Origin of the sequence: Synechococcus sp. CBW1108, assembly GCF_015840335.1 — a bacterium.
In the GTDB taxonomy this organism is placed as follows: Bacteria; Cyanobacteriota; Cyanobacteriia; order PCC-6307; family Cyanobiaceae; genus Cyanobium_A.
In genome coordinates, this window is record NZ_CP060395.1 from 327470 (window position 1) to 342106 (window position 14637).

Annotated in this window: 15 protein-coding genes and 1 tRNA gene; 9 read left to right on the forward strand and 7 right to left on the reverse strand. The window is 66.9% G+C overall.

From position 1 onward, the window contains the following. Positions 1-2 precede the first annotated feature (2 nt). From H8F27_RS01755 to carB, 5 genes are read right to left on the reverse strand one after another with little or no spacing between them, the layout of a single operon-like run. Positions 3-1016 carry an ABC transporter substrate-binding protein gene (locus H8F27_RS01755; protein WP_197150783.1) on the reverse strand — a complete coding sequence of 338 codons (1014 nt, stop codon included), beginning with the start codon at positions 1014-1016 and terminating at the stop codon, positions 3-5. Continuing rightward, a complete protein-coding gene (locus H8F27_RS01760; RefSeq protein WP_197150788.1) occupies positions 997-1860 on the reverse strand; it encodes an ABC transporter ATP-binding protein in 864 nt (287 codons plus the stop codon). The genes H8F27_RS01755 and H8F27_RS01760 overlap by 20 nt, the downstream gene beginning before the upstream one ends. Continuing rightward, positions 1857-2744, reverse strand: coding sequence for an ABC transporter permease (locus tag H8F27_RS01765; protein ID WP_197150789.1), 888 nt, complete (start codon positions 2742-2744; stop codon positions 1857-1859). The genes H8F27_RS01760 and H8F27_RS01765 overlap by 4 nt, the downstream gene beginning before the upstream one ends. A gap of 32 nt (positions 2745-2776) precedes the next feature. Next, positions 2777-3472 carry a DUF3386 domain-containing protein gene (locus tag H8F27_RS01770; protein ID WP_197150791.1) on the reverse strand — a complete coding sequence of 232 codons (696 nt, stop codon included), beginning with the start codon at positions 3470-3472 and terminating at the stop codon, positions 2777-2779. Between the two features lie 27 nt (positions 3473-3499). After that, complete coding sequence (gene carB, locus H8F27_RS01775; protein ID WP_197150797.1) at positions 3500-6820, reverse strand: carbamoyl-phosphate synthase large subunit; 3321 nt, start codon at positions 6818-6820, stop codon at positions 3500-3502. 132 nt (positions 6821-6952) lie between these two features. Between carB and H8F27_RS01780 the strand changes: the two genes are divergently transcribed. From H8F27_RS01780 to H8F27_RS01805, 6 genes are all read left to right on the forward strand, one after another. Continuing rightward, on the forward strand, positions 6953-7588 hold the full coding sequence (locus H8F27_RS01780) for a DUF3318 domain-containing protein (protein WP_197150800.1): 636 nt from the start codon (positions 6953-6955) through the stop codon (positions 7586-7588). Beyond that, a complete protein-coding gene (gene rsfS / locus H8F27_RS01785) occupies positions 7581-7976 on the forward strand; it encodes a ribosome silencing factor (RefSeq protein ID WP_231596448.1) in 396 nt (131 codons plus the stop codon). The genes H8F27_RS01780 and rsfS overlap by 8 nt, the downstream gene beginning before the upstream one ends. Before the next feature lie 5 nt (positions 7977-7981). Then, a complete protein-coding gene (locus H8F27_RS01790) occupies positions 7982-8464 on the forward strand; it encodes a CGLD27 family protein (protein ID WP_197150807.1) in 483 nt (160 codons plus the stop codon). Positions 8465-8483: 19 nt separating this feature from the next. After that, positions 8484-9491 (forward strand): asparaginase, encoded by a 1008-nt coding sequence (locus tag H8F27_RS01795; protein WP_370594456.1) that lies wholly within the window; start codon positions 8484-8486, stop codon positions 9489-9491. A gap of 17 nt (positions 9492-9508) precedes the next feature. After that, a tRNA-Met gene (locus H8F27_RS01800) sits at positions 9509-9585 on the forward strand. 109 nt (positions 9586-9694) lie between these two features. Beyond that, on the forward strand, positions 9695-11332 hold the full coding sequence (locus H8F27_RS01805) for a GMC oxidoreductase (RefSeq protein ID WP_197150808.1): 1638 nt from the start codon (positions 9695-9697) through the stop codon (positions 11330-11332). A gap of 170 nt (positions 11333-11502) precedes the next feature. Here H8F27_RS01805 and H8F27_RS01810 read toward each other — a convergent pair whose 3' ends face one another. Together H8F27_RS01810 and H8F27_RS01815 are read right to left on the reverse strand one after the other, a co-directional pair. Beyond that, the gene (locus H8F27_RS01810; RefSeq protein ID WP_197150809.1) at positions 11503-11778 is read right to left on the reverse strand and encodes a DUF2811 domain-containing protein; all 276 of its coding nucleotides are present in this window, start codon (positions 11776-11778) and stop codon (positions 11503-11505) included. A 390-nt stretch (positions 11779-12168) separates the two neighbouring features. Further along, on the reverse strand, positions 12169-13266 hold the full coding sequence (locus tag H8F27_RS01815; protein ID WP_197150810.1) for a sirohydrochlorin chelatase: 1098 nt from the start codon (positions 13264-13266) through the stop codon (positions 12169-12171). Between the two features lie 78 nt (positions 13267-13344). On the opposite strand from H8F27_RS01815, the gene H8F27_RS01820 reads away from it, so the two are divergent. Genes H8F27_RS01820 through H8F27_RS01825 form a run of 3 tightly spaced genes read left to right on the forward strand, consistent with a single transcriptional unit; the run spans position 13345 to position 14624 of the window. Then, a complete protein-coding gene (locus tag H8F27_RS01820; protein ID WP_197150811.1) occupies positions 13345-14001 on the forward strand; it encodes a ParB-like protein in 657 nt (218 codons plus the stop codon). A 12-nt stretch (positions 14002-14013) separates the two neighbouring features. Continuing rightward, positions 14014-14139 carry a hypothetical protein gene (locus H8F27_RS17910; RefSeq protein ID WP_255517721.1) on the forward strand — a complete coding sequence of 42 codons (126 nt, stop codon included), beginning with the start codon at positions 14014-14016 and terminating at the stop codon, positions 14137-14139. 38 nt (positions 14140-14177) lie between these two features. Beyond that, on the forward strand, positions 14178-14624 hold the full coding sequence (locus H8F27_RS01825; RefSeq protein ID WP_197150812.1) for a universal stress protein: 447 nt from the start codon (positions 14178-14180) through the stop codon (positions 14622-14624). Positions 14625-14637: the final 13 nt, after the last annotated feature.

A 14637-nucleotide genomic window follows, 5' to 3' on the forward strand; every position in this document is an offset into this window, starting at 1 on the left:
ACCTAACCCACCACCTCCTTCGCCTCCTTCAGCAGGGCCTCGGGCAGGGTGACACCGATCGCCTGGGCCGTGGCCTTGTTGACCAACAGCTCGGTTTTGGTGAGGGGCTCAAAGGCCATGGTGGCCGGGGATTCCCCCTTCAGCACCCGCACCGCCAACTTGCCGGCCGCGTAGCCGTCATCGAAGTAGGCCCAGCCGATCGTGGCCAGGCAGCCGGGCAACTTGATGTCGTCGGCATCCACCGAATACACGGGGATCTTCTTCTCGAGGCCCACCTTGGCGATCGAGCCAAAGCCCTGGATCGTGGCGTAATCGCCGATCTTCACGAAGGCCTGCACCTGCTTCTGAGCCAGCACCTGGGCGGCCTGCAGCACCTCGCCGGAGTTGGCCACCGATTGCCCCACCACGGTGATATCGCGCTTGGCCGCCTCCTCCTTGAGCACCTTGGCTTCGTATTCGGAATTGGGCTCACCGGGGTTGTAGATCACCCCGACGGTCTTGAGCTCCGGATTGATCTGACGGGCCAGGTCGAGCTCCTTGCCCATCGGGTTGGTGCCAATGGTGCCCACCACGTTGGGCTTGTGCTGACCCACGCCACCGGGTGGCGTGCCGGCACCGGCACCCCAGGGATTGGAGCAGTAGCAGAAGATCACCGGCGTGGTTTCCGGAGCCACCTTCATGGCGGCCTGCAGGGGCGGGGTGCCCACCGCCAGGATCATGTCCACCTTGTCACCCACGAACTGCTTCATCACCAAGGTGGTGTTGGGCAGTTCACCGGCCGCATCCTTCTGGATGAAGTTGGCGGTTTTACCAGGGGTGTAGCCAGCCTCGGCCAGGGCCGCCTCAAAGCCCTTGCGGGTGTTGTTCGGAGGCGGCGCATCCAGCATCTGCAGCATGCCGATGGTGGGGCCCTTCACCCTGGCGTCGCCGCCAAGTTTTCCGCAAGCCGAGAGCACCACCGTACTGACAGCGCCTGCCCCTACCAGGCTGAGAAATTCACGACGCTGGAGACCCATCAGGGGCACTGGAAGACTGCGGCGCCACTATGGCCGTGCCGTACATCGCCCGCAATGCCGGCGGATCGAGAGCTTCACGCTCCGCAGCGCTCCAGTCCCCGATCAGGCGACCCTCGTGGAGCATCACCAGCCGGTCGCCGTGGCCGAGGGCCTGGTCGAGGCTGTGGGTCACCATCAAGGCGGTGGTGCCGAAGCGGCGGATCAGCTTTTCGGTGAGGGCCATCACGGTGGCCTCAGCCCGGGGATCGAGGGCGGCGGTGTGCTCATCGAGCAGCAGCAGGTCCGGCGAACTAAGGGTGGCCATCACCAGGCTGAGGGTCTGGCGCTGGCCACCGGAGAGCTGGCCCACGGGCTCATCGAGGCGGTCGGCCAGGGGCAGGCCTAAGTCGGCCAGCAGCTGCCGGTAGCGCCTGCGGTCTCCGCCATTGGGATGGACGCCACCGAGGGCACCAAGCAAAAAGCCTGCTGCAAGCCTGGCTGGCCTGCTGCGCCGTTCAGCCAGGCGGAGGTTCTCAGCCACGGTGAGACCGGGGCAGGTGCCCTCAAGCGGGTTCTGCATCACCCGGCCGATCCAGCGGGCCCGCTGGTAGTCGCGCAGCTTGTGCAGGGGGCGATTGCCGAGGTGGATCTGGCCATCAGCCAGGGCCAGGGTGCCGGCCACCAGGTTGAGCAGGGTGCTCTTGCCGGAGCCGTTGCTGCCGATCACCACCAGAAACTGACCCGCCGGGCAGGTGAGCGAAAAATCGCTGAAAAGCTGGCGCCAGACCCCCCCGGGCAGGGGATGGCCCCAGCCGAGATTGGCAACGGTGAGACTCGAGCTGGCGCCCTTGGTGACGCTGCTCATCCCTGCAGCCTCCCCTGGTCGGAGAGCCCCGGGATGCTCAGCCGCCCAAGGGCCAGGGCGATCAGCAGCAGCAGGGCCGTGGCCAGCTTGAGGTCCACCGGCTCGAGACCCAGCTGCAGGGCGATGGCGATCAGGGTGCGGAACAGGATTGCCCCCAGCACCACCGCCAGCAGGGCCTGGGTCACCGAGCGGGGCCGCAACACCGATTCGCCGATGATCACCATGCCCAGGCCCAGAATCAGCGAGCCGATGCCCATGGTCACATCGGCGAAACCCTGGTAGTTGGCCACCAGGGCGCCAGCCAGGGCCACCAGGCCATTGGCGGCGGCAATCCCCACCGTGAGGCCGCGGCGCTGGTTGATGCCGTTGGCCCTGGCCATGGTGGGGTTGTTGCCCAGGGCCCGCAGGGACAGACCGAAATCGGTGGCCAGCAGCAGGCTGATCAGCAGGATCAGGCCCAGCATTGTCAGAGCAAGGGCTACGGCCCACTGCCCATCTAGGCCTAGGCCCAGGTCGGGCAGGGCTTGGATGCCGGCAGGGGTCTCCGGCAGGGGGATGTTGGAGCGCCCCATCAGCCGCAGGGTGATCGAGTAGAGGCCAGTGGTGGTGAGGATGCCGGCGAACAGGTCGTTCACGCCAAGGCGGGTGTGGATCAGGCCGGTCACCAGACCGGCCAGGCAGCCAAACAGAATCGCCATGGCAAGGGCCACCGGCACCGGGGCGCCCTGGCTGATCAAAACCGCCGCCGTGCCGCCGCCGAGGGCGAAGGAGCCGTCGACGGTGAGATCGGGAAAGTTAAGGACCCGCAGGGTCAGATAGGTACCCAGGGCCAGGCCTGCGTAGGCCAGGCCCTGGTCAGCGGCACCAAGCCAGAGGGAGAACATCGACGCATTTTGCCGGGCGAGCGCCCGCGGGCCTAGCCCAGGGGAACCAGATCCTCGAACCGAAACACCTGGCGGCCCGCCGGCGTATCGCCGTGGGCCTCGGTCTCTACCACCCGCTCGCTCAACACCCAGGGGCCAGTCTCGGTGAGCGGCACGAAGGTGTCGGTGAAGCGGCTGATCCCCCCTTTGACTTCACCCGTAGCTGGGTCGCTGTAGCGGCTGGTGTAGGTGCGGCTCAGGTAGCCGCTACCGGTGTCGGTGGTGCTCTCGGTGAAGATCGTCACCACGGTGCCGTGGATATGGCGATGCACCATCGTCACCACGTCGCCCTTGATGCGGTAGCGGTCGCCCTCGCCCTTGCCGCCCACGATCACCTCGGTGCCCACCGCATCGGTGTCGCCGGCGCTGAAGCTGTTGGCGCCGTGGGTCTGCTCGAAGCTGCGGCGCACCCGGTGGATCGCCACCTCCCAGAGCTGGGAGGCCAAGGCCTTATGGATCTCGGCGTCGTCGATGCCCTCCAGGCTGGCCTTGAGGTCGGCGCCCAGCTGGAAAGTGCCGGTCACGGTCCGCTCGCCCTGCTGCCAGCTACAGCGGCCGGCGTAACCAGCAAAACCGCTCTCCCAGGTGTAGCGGTTCTCGTAGGCCGCCCGGAAGGCCGCCGTGCAGTCGCTGCCCGGGGCGATCGGGGCGCTGTGCTGGGAAGGGGGTGCCTCGGGGGTGACGGTCACGGGGATGGTCGAAGGGATTTATCAACCCTAACGAGCCAGGTGGGGATGGATGTCCTGCAGGGCATTCACCTCGATCGTCTGCTGCTGCAGGGCGGTGATCGCCTCCACCGCCGCCCGGGCCCCGGCCAGAGTCGTGACCGTGGGTACGGAGTAGTCGAGGGCGGCGCGGCGCAGGTACTTGTCGTCAAAGGCGGCCTGGCGGCCAATCGGCGTGTTGATGATCAGCTGGATGCGGGCGGAGCGAATCGCGTCTTCGATGTTGGGGCGGCCTTCGTGCACCTTGAGAATCGATTCCACCGTCAGGCCTGCGGCCCGCAGCGACCTGGCGGTGCCGCCGGTGGCGATCAGGGCAAAACCCAGCTCCACCAGTCGCTCGGCCACTGGCAGCAAAGCGGGCTTGTCGCGGTCATGGGTTGAAAGGAAGGCGGTGCCACCGGTGGGCAGGGCCTCATTGGCGGCCAGCTCGGCCTTGGCGTAGGCCATGCCCGCACTGGTGGCGATACCCATCACCTCGCCGGTGCTGCGCATCTCCGGCCCCAGGAGGGTGTCGGAACCGGGAAAACGCTTGAACGGCAGCACGGCCTCCTTGACGGTCTGCAAGGGCGGCCGGGGCTCGGCCCTGAGGCCCAGCTCCGCCAGGGTGCGGCCCGCCATCAGCTGGCTTGCCACCTTGGCCAGGGGCACGCCGGTTGCCTTGGCAACAAACGGCACCGTGCGGGAAGCGCGGGGGTTGGCCTCAATGATGAACACCCGCTCGCCCAATTCGGGGTCACTCTGCACGGCAAACTGCAGGTTGATCAGGCCGCGCACCCCCAGAGACAGGGCCAGGGCCCGGCTCCAGGCGCGAATCGTGGCCAGGGCTGGCTCGCTGAGGCTCACCGACGGCAGCCAGCAGGCCGAGTCGCCCGAGTGGATCCCGGCCGGCTCGATGTGCTCCATCACACCGCCGATCACCACTACCCCCTCCCGATCGCAGAGGGCGTCCACATCGATCTCCACGGCATTTTCCAAGTACTGGTCGATCAACACCGGGTGGGCTGGCTCCACCTGGACCGCCTCCACCATGTAGCGGTTCAGCTCCGCCTCGTCGTAAACCACCTCCATGGCCCGGCCGCCCAGCACATAGCTGGGGCGCACCACCACTGGATAGCCCACGCGCGCGGCGATGGCCCGGGCCTCGGCCTCACTGCGGGCCAGGCCATTGCGGGGCTGGCGAATCTCCAGGCGCCGCAGGATCGCTTCGAACTGTTCCCGGTCTTCGGCCGCATCGATCGATTGCGGCGACGTACCCCAGATGCGGCTGCCCGTGGCCAGTCCCTCCGGGGAGGCCAGCCAGTTCAGCAGCGGAATCGCCAGCTTGAGGGGGGTCTGGCCGCCGAACTGGACGATCACCCCCACGGGCCTCTCCACCTCGATCACGTTGAGCACGTCTTCGAGGCTGAGCGGTTCGAAGTAGAGGCGATCGGAGCTGTCGTAGTCGGTGGAAACGGTTTCCGGGTTGCTGTTCACCATCACCGTGGCGAAGCCCTCGGCCTGCAGGGCGAAGGAGGCGTGGCAGCAGCAGTAGTCGAATTCGATGCCCTGGCCGATGCGATTGGGGCCACCGCCCAGGATCATCACCTTGGGGCGTGTTTCCGGCTGGACCTCATTTTCAGGGGCCACGGTCTCCAGCTCGCCAGCGGCGTTGATGCGCTCCAGAGGGCGCTCATAGGTGGAGTAGTGATAGGGGGTGCTGGAGGCGAACTCCGCCGCACAGGTGTCGACGGTCTTGAACACAGCGTTAACGCCCAGGGCCTGGCGGTGGCGCCGCACAGCCAGCTCATCGCTGCCCGTGGCCCAGGCCAGCTGGCGGTCGGAGAAGCCCAGCTGCTTCAGCTCCAGCAGGGCCGGCGCCTCCAGCTCGGCGAGGCTGCGGCCCTGCAACAGCCGCTGTTCGGCCTCGAGAATTTGACGCAGCTTGGCCAGGAACCAGGGATCAATGGCACTGAGCTGGTGGATCTCCCCATCGCTGCGGCCGGCGACCATCGCCTCGCGCACGGCAAAGATCCGATCGGGGGTGGGGGTGCGCAGGGCCCGGGCCAGGGCCGGGGGTTCCCAGCTGGCAGCGGGCCGGTCGCAGCCCCAGCCGGCATGGCCCGTTTCCAGGGAACGCAGGGCCTTCTGGAACGACTCCTCAAAACAGCGGCCAATGGCCATCGCCTCCCCCACAGACTTCATCGAGGTGGTGAGCACCGGCGTGCTGCCCCGAAACTTCTCGAAGGCGAAACGGGGAATCTTCGTGACCACGTAGTCGATCGTGGGTTCGAAGCAGGCCGGCGTGGCGCCGGTGATGTCATTGACGATCTCGTCGAGGGTGTAGCCCACCGCCAGGCGGGCGGCGATCTTCGCGATCGGAAAACCCGTGGCCTTGGAGGCCAGCGCCGAGCTGCGCGAAACCCGAGGATTCATTTCGATCACCACCACATCGCCGTTGGCGGGGTTGATGGCGAACTGGATATTGCTGCCGCCCGTATCCACGCCGATCTCGCGGATGATCGCGATCGACTGGTCCCGCAGGCGCTGGTATTCCCGGTCAGTGAGGGTCTGGGCTGGAGCCACGGTGATCGAGTCGCCGGTGTGAACCCCCATCGGATCGAGGTTTTCGATGCTGCAGACGATCACCACGTTGTCGGCGCTATCGCGCATCACCTCCAGCTCAAATTCCTTCCAGCCCAGCAGCGACTGCTCGATCAGGATCTGGGTGACGGGGCTGGCCTCCAGGCCGCTCTTGCAGATCGTCCGAAACTCCTCAGGGTTGTAGGCGATGCCGCCACCGCTACCGCCCAGGGTGAAGGCGGGGCGAATGATACGGGGATAACTGCCGATGGCTGCGCCCACCTGCTCGGCCTGCTCCGGGGTGTGGGCAATGCCGGAAGGGCACACCGCCACGCCGATGCGCTCCATCGCCTGCTTGAACAGCAACCGATCTTCCGCCTTCTGGATCGCCGCCAGGTTGGCGCCGATCAACTCAACCCCGTATTTGGCCAGGGTGCCGTTCTCGGCCAGGGTCACTGCCAGGTTGAGGGCGGTCTGGCCGCCCATGGTTGGCAGCAAGGCATCGGGGCGCTCGATCTCGATCACCCGGGCCACCACCTCGGGGGTGAGCGGCTCGATGTAGGTGCGATCGGCCATGTCCGGATCGGTCATGATCGAAGCGGGATTGGAGTTCACCAACACCACCTCAAAACCTTCGGCCCGCAGGGCTTTACAGGCTTGGGTGCCGGAATAGTCGAATTCACAGGCCTGGCCGATCACGATCGGACCCGACCCCAGCAGCAGGATGCGACGCAGGTCCGTGCGGCGGGGCATGGGGGGGGAGTCTGGCCAAACAGGCCCAGCCTCTCACGCTCACCCCTGGGCGCCTCCAGCCCCAACCCGGCCGCCAGGGCTGCCAGTGGGGCCTGGAATGGTTAACGTGATCGTTAACAAGGTCCATTTTCGATGAGCGAACTCCAGCGGCTGAAAGGGCTGCTGCCCCCTGAATTGCAGAGCTGGGTGTTTGTGGAAGCGGCGGCGTCCGTGGATCCGCCCCTGATCACCATCGAAGAGATCGGCCGCGACGAAGTGGAGATCCAGATCGATCTGGAGAAGTGGGACGCCCTGGCGCTCGACCACCGCAACCTGCTCTTCTGGCATGAGGTGGGGCGCATCCAGAACGACGCCGTGCCCCGCGACGGCTGGGAGATGGCGGCCCTGGCCATCGGCCTGGGTGGGGCCATTGGGGAGTTGTGGGTGCAGGACGGCCTGCTGCTGGTGATGGCCATGGGCCTCTCCGGCTTCGCCGGCTACCGCATCTATCTCAAGAACAATTCTGAAAAGCGCCTGCAGGACGCCGTCTCCGCCGATGAGCGGGCGATCGACCTGGCCACCCGCTTTGGCTACTCCCTGCCCAATGCCTACAAGAGCCTAGGCGGCGCCCTCAAGGAGCTGGTGGAGCAGACCCGCAAGAAGAAGAAGCGGGCCTTCTATGAAGACCGGCTCGAGGCCCTGCGCAAGAGTGCCGGCAAGGCCCGTGCCGAAATGGCCCAGCAACATGGTTCCCGCCAATCCGTCACCAGTGAAAATGTCTATGGTTGAAGCTCCCAATAGACAAGAGCTCACCAGCGAGCAGCTGGCCCAGCTGGCCGCCGAGGCCTGCGACGATCGCAAGGCGGTAGACATCCGCCTGATCCGGGTGGATGAAGTGTCGTCTTTGGCCGACTGGTTTGTGATAGCCAGTGGCCTTTCCGACGTGCAGGTGCGCGCCATCGCCCGCTCGGTGGAAGATCAGATCGAGGCGGCCACTGGCAGGCTGCCCCTGCGCCGGGAGGGGCAGAAGGAGGGCCGCTGGCTGCTGCTCGATTACGGCGATTTGATCGTGCACATGCTCACCCCCAGTGAACGCACCTACTACGACCTGGAATCCTTCTGGGGCCACGGTCAACAGGTGCGCTTCGTAAGCTCCACACCTGCTGTGATTTCCTGAGTCCCATGCAGTGCCCGGTGCCGCCTGAGCAACGGCCCCTGCGGGAATACGAGCAGCTGCTGGAGTCGTGGTTCTTTGTCTGGCCCGCCCACAACTTCAACGAGCTGGTCCGCCCCCTGGCCACCAGCTGGCTGCTGCTGGCCCCCCTCACCGTGCTGGTGGCCAGTGGCAGCTGGGTGATGCGCCATCACCCGGCCCAGCTGGTGCTGGCCGGCCTGGTGGCGGCGGTGGCTCTGCCAATCCTGCTGCTGGTACGCCAGTGGCTCGGTTGGACCTATGTGCACCGGCGCCTGCTCTCCGAACGGGTGGAATACGAGGAGTCGGGCTGGTACGACGGCCAGGTGTGGGAAAAGCCCCTGGCCTGGCGCCAACAGGACCTACTGGTCGCCCAGCACCAGGTACAGCCGGTGCTGAGACGGCTGCAGCAGGCAGCGATGCTGGCGGTGATCCTGGCCCTGCTCGGGGCGAGCCTCTGTCAGGCTCTCTGAAAGCGGCTTCCGGGCACCTGTGACCCTGTCCTCCAGTTTTGGTGGCTCTGCCCGCGGAGATAGCCCTGCCCGCGGAGCTAGCTCTGCCCGTGGAGGTGTTCCTCCGCTGGAAGTGCGGCTGCTGCGCGACGGTATCCCGGAGTCGCGGCATCGGGTGCACGCAGTGGTGTGTGATGGCCGGGGGCGGGTGCTGATGCGAGCCGGCGATCCCCAGCAACTGAGCTTTGTGCGCTCAGCCCTCAAACCGTTCCAGGCCAGCGTGTTTGTCAGCAGTGGCGCAGCCGACCACTGCAACTGCGGCGAGCGGGGCCTGGCGATCGCCTGTGCCAGCCATGCCGGCAGGGCCATCCACGCCCGCGAGGCCTTCAAGTTGCTCTGGGGGGCCGAGCTCGAAGCCGAGCAACTGCAGTGCCCCGTGCCTGCCGCCGGCAGCAGCCCCCTGGAGCACAACTGCTCCGGCAAGCACGCCGCCTTCCTGGCCACCTGCCGCCAGCTGGGCTGGAGCCGCGAGAGCTACCTGCAGATCGCCCACCCGCTGCAGCAGGAGGTGCTGAAGCGGGTAGGGGATCTGCTGGCCCTGCCCGCCGCCGAACTGCTCACCGCCCGCGACGACTGCGGGGCCCCCACCCTGCAGCTGCAGCTCGCCCAGATGGCCCTGCTCTACGCCCACCTGGGCGCCGGCAGCCAGGCCGATCTGGAGCGCCTCAGCCGGGCCATGCTGGCCCACCCCGAGCTGGTGGCGGGTGAGGGGCGCTTCGACACCGAACTGATGCGCCGCGGCCACGGCCAGGTGATTAGCAAGGGTGGCGCCGAGGGCATCCAGTGCCTCAGCCGCGTCGGCGCGGGCATGGGAGTGGCCATCAAGGTGGAAGACGGCTCCAGCCGGGCCAAACATGCGGTGGCGCTACACCTGCTTGAGCAGCTCGACTGGCTCACCCCCATGACCCTCGAGGAGCTAGGCAACCGTTTTCTCCAGCCAGCCCCCCACTTGCGGCTGAAGGTGATCGGCGAGCTGCGCTTCGACTGATACAGTTTCATTGGCGACGCGGGGTAGAGCAGTCTGGTAGCTCGTCGGGCTCATAACCCGAAGGTCGCGAGTTCAAATCTCGCCCCCGCCACCACTTTCCCGAAACCCCGGCAGCCCCCTGCCGGGGTTTCCTTTTATCTGGGCCCCGGCCGCCTATCCGGCTCCTAGCGCCGCTTTGATCTTCCCCTTGCGCTCCCCAGGCCATGGCCGACCCCGCGCTGCAACCTGACGCCATCGTGGTGGGCTCCGGTGCCACCGGCGGCGTGGCGGCCATGGTGCTGGCCGAAGCCGGCCTGAATGTGCTGGTGCTAGAGGCGGGGCCGGAGCTGGGCTGGCGCGAGGCCCTCGGCAGCGAGCCGCTCAATAGCGCCCGGCGCCTGGCCCATATCTCCAGCGGCAAGCAACGGCTCCAACGCCACCACCCGGGGTATTGGAAACACAATCCAAACCTGTTCGTCGATGAGCGGCGCAACCCCTACACCACCCCCGCTGATGCCCCCTTTCTGTGGACCCGAGGGCGGCAAGTGGGCGGCAAAAGTCTCACCTGGGGTGGCATCACCCTGCGGCTCTCCGACTACGAATTCCAGGCCGACGCCCGCACTGGCCAGGGGCCAGGCTGGCCAATCGGCAGCAGGGAGCTGGCCCCCTACTACGGGCGGCTCGAGCAGCTACTGGGGGTGCACGGTGGCTGCGATGGGCTGAGCCAGTTGCCCGATGGCCACTTCCTGCCCCCCCTGCCCTTCACCCCGGGCGAACGGCACCTGCAGAGCCGCATCGCAGCCGAGCTCGGGCTGCCCCTGATTCACTCCCGCGGCTTCAGGCTGCATCGGCAGGCGGGCTGGCCCCGCTCCGCCAGCCAGGGAAGCACCCTGGCCAGGGCCCTGGCCACCGGCCGCACCCAGGTGCGCAGCAACGCGGTGGTGAGCCACCTGCTGATCCGAGGCGACAGGGCCGAGGGGGTGGTGCTGGTGAATGGAGCCACGGGCGCCCAGGAGCGGCTCAGCGCCCCCCTGGTGGTGCTGTGTGCATCCACGATCGAAACCGTACGGATCCTGCTGCACTCCAGTGAGGCCCACCAGAGCGGCGGGCTGGTCGATCCATCGGCAAGCCTGGGGCGCCACCTGATGGATCACATCTCCAGCAGCCGCTTCTTCTCCATTGCCGGAGTGGGCCCGCCGCAGGAAGAGGTGGAGCTCTCAGGAGCCGGCAGCTGCTTCATTCCCAACACCGTCAACCTGGAGCCGGGCAGCCAGAGCGACTTCCAGGGCGGCTACGGCCTCTGGTGCGCCCTGCAGCGTTTCGACCCGCCCAAGCTGCTGCAGCGGCGCCGCGGCGAGGCGGTGGGCTTCCTGATCGGCCACGGCGATGTGCTGCCCGATCCGGCCAACCAGGTGACCCTGAACACCAACCAGCTCGATGCCTGGGGGTTGCCCACGGTCCATATCAACTGCCGCTGGGGCGCCAACGAGCAGCGGCTGCTGGCCCACATGCACGGCCGCATGGAGGACGTTGTGGCCGCCGCCGGCGGCCAGATCCGGGCGATCGAAGAGCTGTTCGTGCTGCCGCTGCTGGAGCCCTGGCTCCGCACCAGCCTGGCGGTTAGCCCGGGGGCCCCACCCCCCGGCTACTACATCCATGAGCTGGGAGGGGCCCGCATGGCCGCCACGGCCGACGGGGGGGTGGTGAATTCGCTCAACCAGTGCTGGGGGGCGGCGAACGTGCTGGTGGTGGATGGAGCCTGCTGGCCGCGGGCCGGCTGGCAGAGCCCCACACTCACGGAGATGGCGATCACCTGGCGGGCCTGTGAAGCGGCCGCAGAACGGCTGCGCCACGGGGGTTAGGGGCCCGGGCGCCCAGGCCGCTCGGCAATCCTGTGTCAATCGCCACAATCGATACCGGCCGGGCTGCGCACAATGACTTGGCGACCTTTAACAGGGTCGGGCAAGGGAGAATCAGGCGGAGGTTGGCCCCTCTGCCTTTTTTTTTGGCTCCCCAGCTGGGGGCTTTGGGCTCAGCTGTTGAGGGAAAACCCGTTTAGGTAATGCTGGGCGACGTTTTGATCGCTGCAGCCGTTCTGAAATAGAAAGCTGGCCAGGGCTGAAGAAATCAGCCGGTATTGGTCCCACTGGGGATGCTGGAGCAGAAATTCCTTCATGCCCTCGAACAAAACCTCCGGCACCTCCGCCTCCAAGCTGACGCTGGCGGCCTCCTGCTCGATGCCGGGCTCCATGCAGCTCTCAATACAGCTCTCCATGCAGCGTTGAAGGTGGAGGCGTTCAGTGCTCATCGGCTGGGGAGGGCCCCGCTGCGGTGGCTTAAGTACGCCACAGGGAAGGGGGGTCGGTCAAATCGCACCGCCATCGCCAAACCCATCCCAATCCGGATTGAGATCGCCTGTGCTGACGGTCTCCTGCGGGAGCTGACGGCCCGCAGGAGTGGGGTGGGGTAGCGGGGCCCCGGGCTGTCAAGGGCAAGCTGAACCTTTGGCTGATTTCCCCAGCAGCAAGACTCCACGGGGAGCCTTGAGCGCTTTTTTGTGGAAAAACCCCAGCAAAACTGGGGAAAAGGGGGGCGAAATGGGGAAAGCCGCCATTGGTCAGCAGAGCTTATGCGCCCTGGTCCGGCAAGACTCGTCCCGCGCCGAGACGCTTGCACGGCCTGATCGATCCCGATTCCCTCACCCGCCAGTCCCGCCGCCTTTGCGCAGGGTGCCTGGACCCAGTGGGTGGTCTGCGTGGGGATAGGGGGCGTGGTGATGGCTGTTCTGGTGGTGATGGCTGTGCTCGTGGTGATGGCCAGCTGCGGGCAGGGGAACGCCATCGGGCTGGCAGGCGCCAGTGCACTCCCGCTCACAGAGATCGCAGCCATCGGTGAGGCCCTCAACGTGGTGGTGGTGGCTGTGCTGGGGAGCCCCCACTTCCGTTTCAAAGCCGAGCACCTGGGCCCGGTACTTGCACAGGGAGCAGTTCATCTGGGTGTCACCCCGCACCACCTCGGCAACCCTCTCGACGAAGGTGCCCAGCACCAGGGGGTGGTCAGCCAGGTAGGAAGCCTGCAGGAACTCCACCTCCGGGTGGTCTGCCGCCACCCGCTCGGTGTGCTGCCGGATCCGACTGACCAACACCCCTGAAAACAGAAAGTAGGGAAAGACGATTACACGGCGGTAGCCAAGCCTGACCACATGGCGCAAACCGGGCTCCACCAAAGGGAAGGTGACGCCGGAATAGACGGTTTCGCCCCAGCCGAAACCAAAGCCCTCCACGAGCATCCGGGTCACCTTGGACACATTGGAATTGGCATCCGGATCGGAGGAGCCCCGGCCCACCACCACCAGCAGGGTCTCGTGCAGAGGCACATCGGTCGGGGCCTGGGCCAGGGCTTCGCGGATCCGGGCACCGGCTGCCTGAATCATGTTGAGGTCGATGCCCAGCTCCCGGCCGTAGTCGATGCGCAGGCCAGTTTCGGCTGCGTAGGTGTTCAGCACCGAGGGGATGTCGTTTTTGGCATGGCCGGCGGCAAACAACATGGCCGGCACCGCCAGCACCTGGCCCACCCCCTTTGCCCGCAGGGCGTCGAGGCCATCACGCAAGATTGGCCGGGCGAATTCCAGGTAGCCGTATTCCACCGGCACCGCGGGCAATTGGGCCTGCAGGCCCCGGGCCAGCTGGGCGAATTCAGCCACCGCCAGGCGGTTGCGGCTGCCGTGGCCGCACACCAGAACCCCAATCGGTCCGTGGGGGCCTTGGCTGAGGTCAAGACCGGAGGGGGAAGCCATGGCAGATCACACTTGCTGCGACCCTATTCCCGCAAGTCAGCCGGCAGGATAGGGGGTCTTCAGGCTGCCCAAGCCGCAATGGCCCTGCGCCTCCCCCCCTACCAGGAGCTGCCTGCCCCGGGCCCGGCCAGCGAACTGCTGGAAATTCCCATTGCCCAGCTCCGTCCCACCCAGCTCTGCGTGGGGCTGGCCGAAGTGCGCAGCCGGCTGCGGGACTTCAGCGCAGAGGATGCCGGCGAACGCCGCTCCTACCTGGGCAGCAAGCCGGTTCCCCTGGTGCGCAACCGGGCCGGCCAGATGTGGATGGTGGATCGCCACCACCGGCTGCGGGCCCTGATCGAAATCGCCCCTGGCGCCACCGCCTTTGGCTACGTTGTGCTCGAGCTCGACAGCGACGACCCGCTGCAGGTGCTGGAGATCCTGAAGGAACGGGGCTGGTTGTATCTCTACGACGGCCGCGGCCTGGGGCCCCTGTCGCCCTCAGCCCTGCCCGCCCAGCTGACCGGTCTCCAGGACGACCCCTACCGAAGCCTGGTGTGGAAACTGAAAAAAGAGGGGGTGATCGAGCCAGCGCCGCTGATCCCCTTCCATGAATTTCGCTGGGGAGCCTGGCTGCGCAGCCGGCCCTTACCCCCCTTCAGCTCCGAGCAGCTCGAGCCTGCCCTGCCGCGGGCCATGGCCCTGGCCAAATCCAAGGCTGCCTCCCACCTGGCGGGCTGGAAGGGCAGTGCCTGAAGCCGAAGCCGCGTGATCTCAAGCTGGCTCAGCGATAACCGGCTGACAGTCTTCGCCCTGCCGCTGCTGGGGGGCCTGTTTGGCGACCTGCCGATTACCGCCAGCACGCGGGTGAGTCGGTTGCTGGGCCGGCTCTAGTGCTCCACGCTGGTGATCAGCGATCCCCTGCGCAGCTGATGACCTTTCACCACCTGCTGGTGCCCACAGATGGCTCGGAGCTCTCCAGCCAGGCCGTAGCCCAAGCAGTGGAGCTCGCCGGGGCGATCGGGGCGCGGCTCACCCTGTTTCACGTGCAGACCAACTTCCCGATCTCCCTGGTGGGCGTGGGCGAGCTGGTGGATCCGCACACGGTCGACACCCTGGTGAAGGCGGCACGAGCCCGGGCCGAGCAAATCCTGACGGAAGCTGGCGCGATGGCGGAGGCCGCCGCCGTGCCCTGGGGCCGCGAAACGGTGGTGCATGCCCTGCCCCATGGCGCAATTCTGGAGGCCGCCGGGCGCCTTGGCGCCGACCTGATCGTGATGGCCTCCCACGGGCGCCGCGGCCTGGAGGGGGTGCTTCTGGGCAGCGAAACCCAGCGGGTGCTCAGCCAGAGCCCCTGTCCGGTGCTGGTTGTGCGCTGACCTCTACGCTGCG

Bases quoted from the DNA above. Each gene is read 5' to 3' on its own strand.
- H8F27_RS01825 (WP_197150812.1), top strand. From the start codon at position 14,178: ATGACCTTTCACCACCTGCTGGTGCCCACAGATGGCTCGGAGCTCTCC.
- H8F27_RS01765 (WP_197150789.1), bottom strand. From the start codon at position 2,744: ATGTTCTCCCTCTGGCTTGGTGCCGCTGACCAGGGCCTGGCCTACGCA.
- H8F27_RS01755 (WP_197150783.1), bottom strand. From the start codon at position 1,016: ATGGGTCTCCAGCGTCGTGAATTTCTCAGCCTGGTAGGGGCAGGCGCT.
- rsfS (WP_231596448.1), top strand. From the start codon at position 7,581: ATGGTTGAAGCTCCCAATAGACAAGAGCTCACCAGCGAGCAGCTGGCC.
- H8F27_RS01815 (WP_197150810.1), bottom strand. From the start codon at position 13,266: ATGGCTTCCCCCTCCGGTCTTGACCTCAGCCAAGGCCCCCACGGACCG.
- H8F27_RS01805 (WP_197150808.1), top strand. From the start codon at position 9,695: ATGGCCGACCCCGCGCTGCAACCTGACGCCATCGTGGTGGGCTCCGGT.
- H8F27_RS01760 (WP_197150788.1), bottom strand. From the start codon at position 1,860: ATGAGCAGCGTCACCAAGGGCGCCAGCTCGAGTCTCACCGTTGCCAAT.
- H8F27_RS01780 (WP_197150800.1), top strand. From the start codon at position 6,953: ATGAGCGAACTCCAGCGGCTGAAAGGGCTGCTGCCCCCTGAATTGCAG.
- H8F27_RS01790 (WP_197150807.1), top strand. From the start codon at position 7,982: ATGCAGTGCCCGGTGCCGCCTGAGCAACGGCCCCTGCGGGAATACGAG.
- H8F27_RS01820 (WP_197150811.1), top strand. From the start codon at position 13,345: ATGGCCCTGCGCCTCCCCCCCTACCAGGAGCTGCCTGCCCCGGGCCCG.
- carB (WP_197150797.1), bottom strand. From the start codon at position 6,820: ATGCCCCGCCGCACGGACCTGCGTCGCATCCTGCTGCTGGGGTCGGGT.
- H8F27_RS01810 (WP_197150809.1), bottom strand. From the start codon at position 11,778: ATGAGCACTGAACGCCTCCACCTTCAACGCTGCATGGAGAGCTGTATT.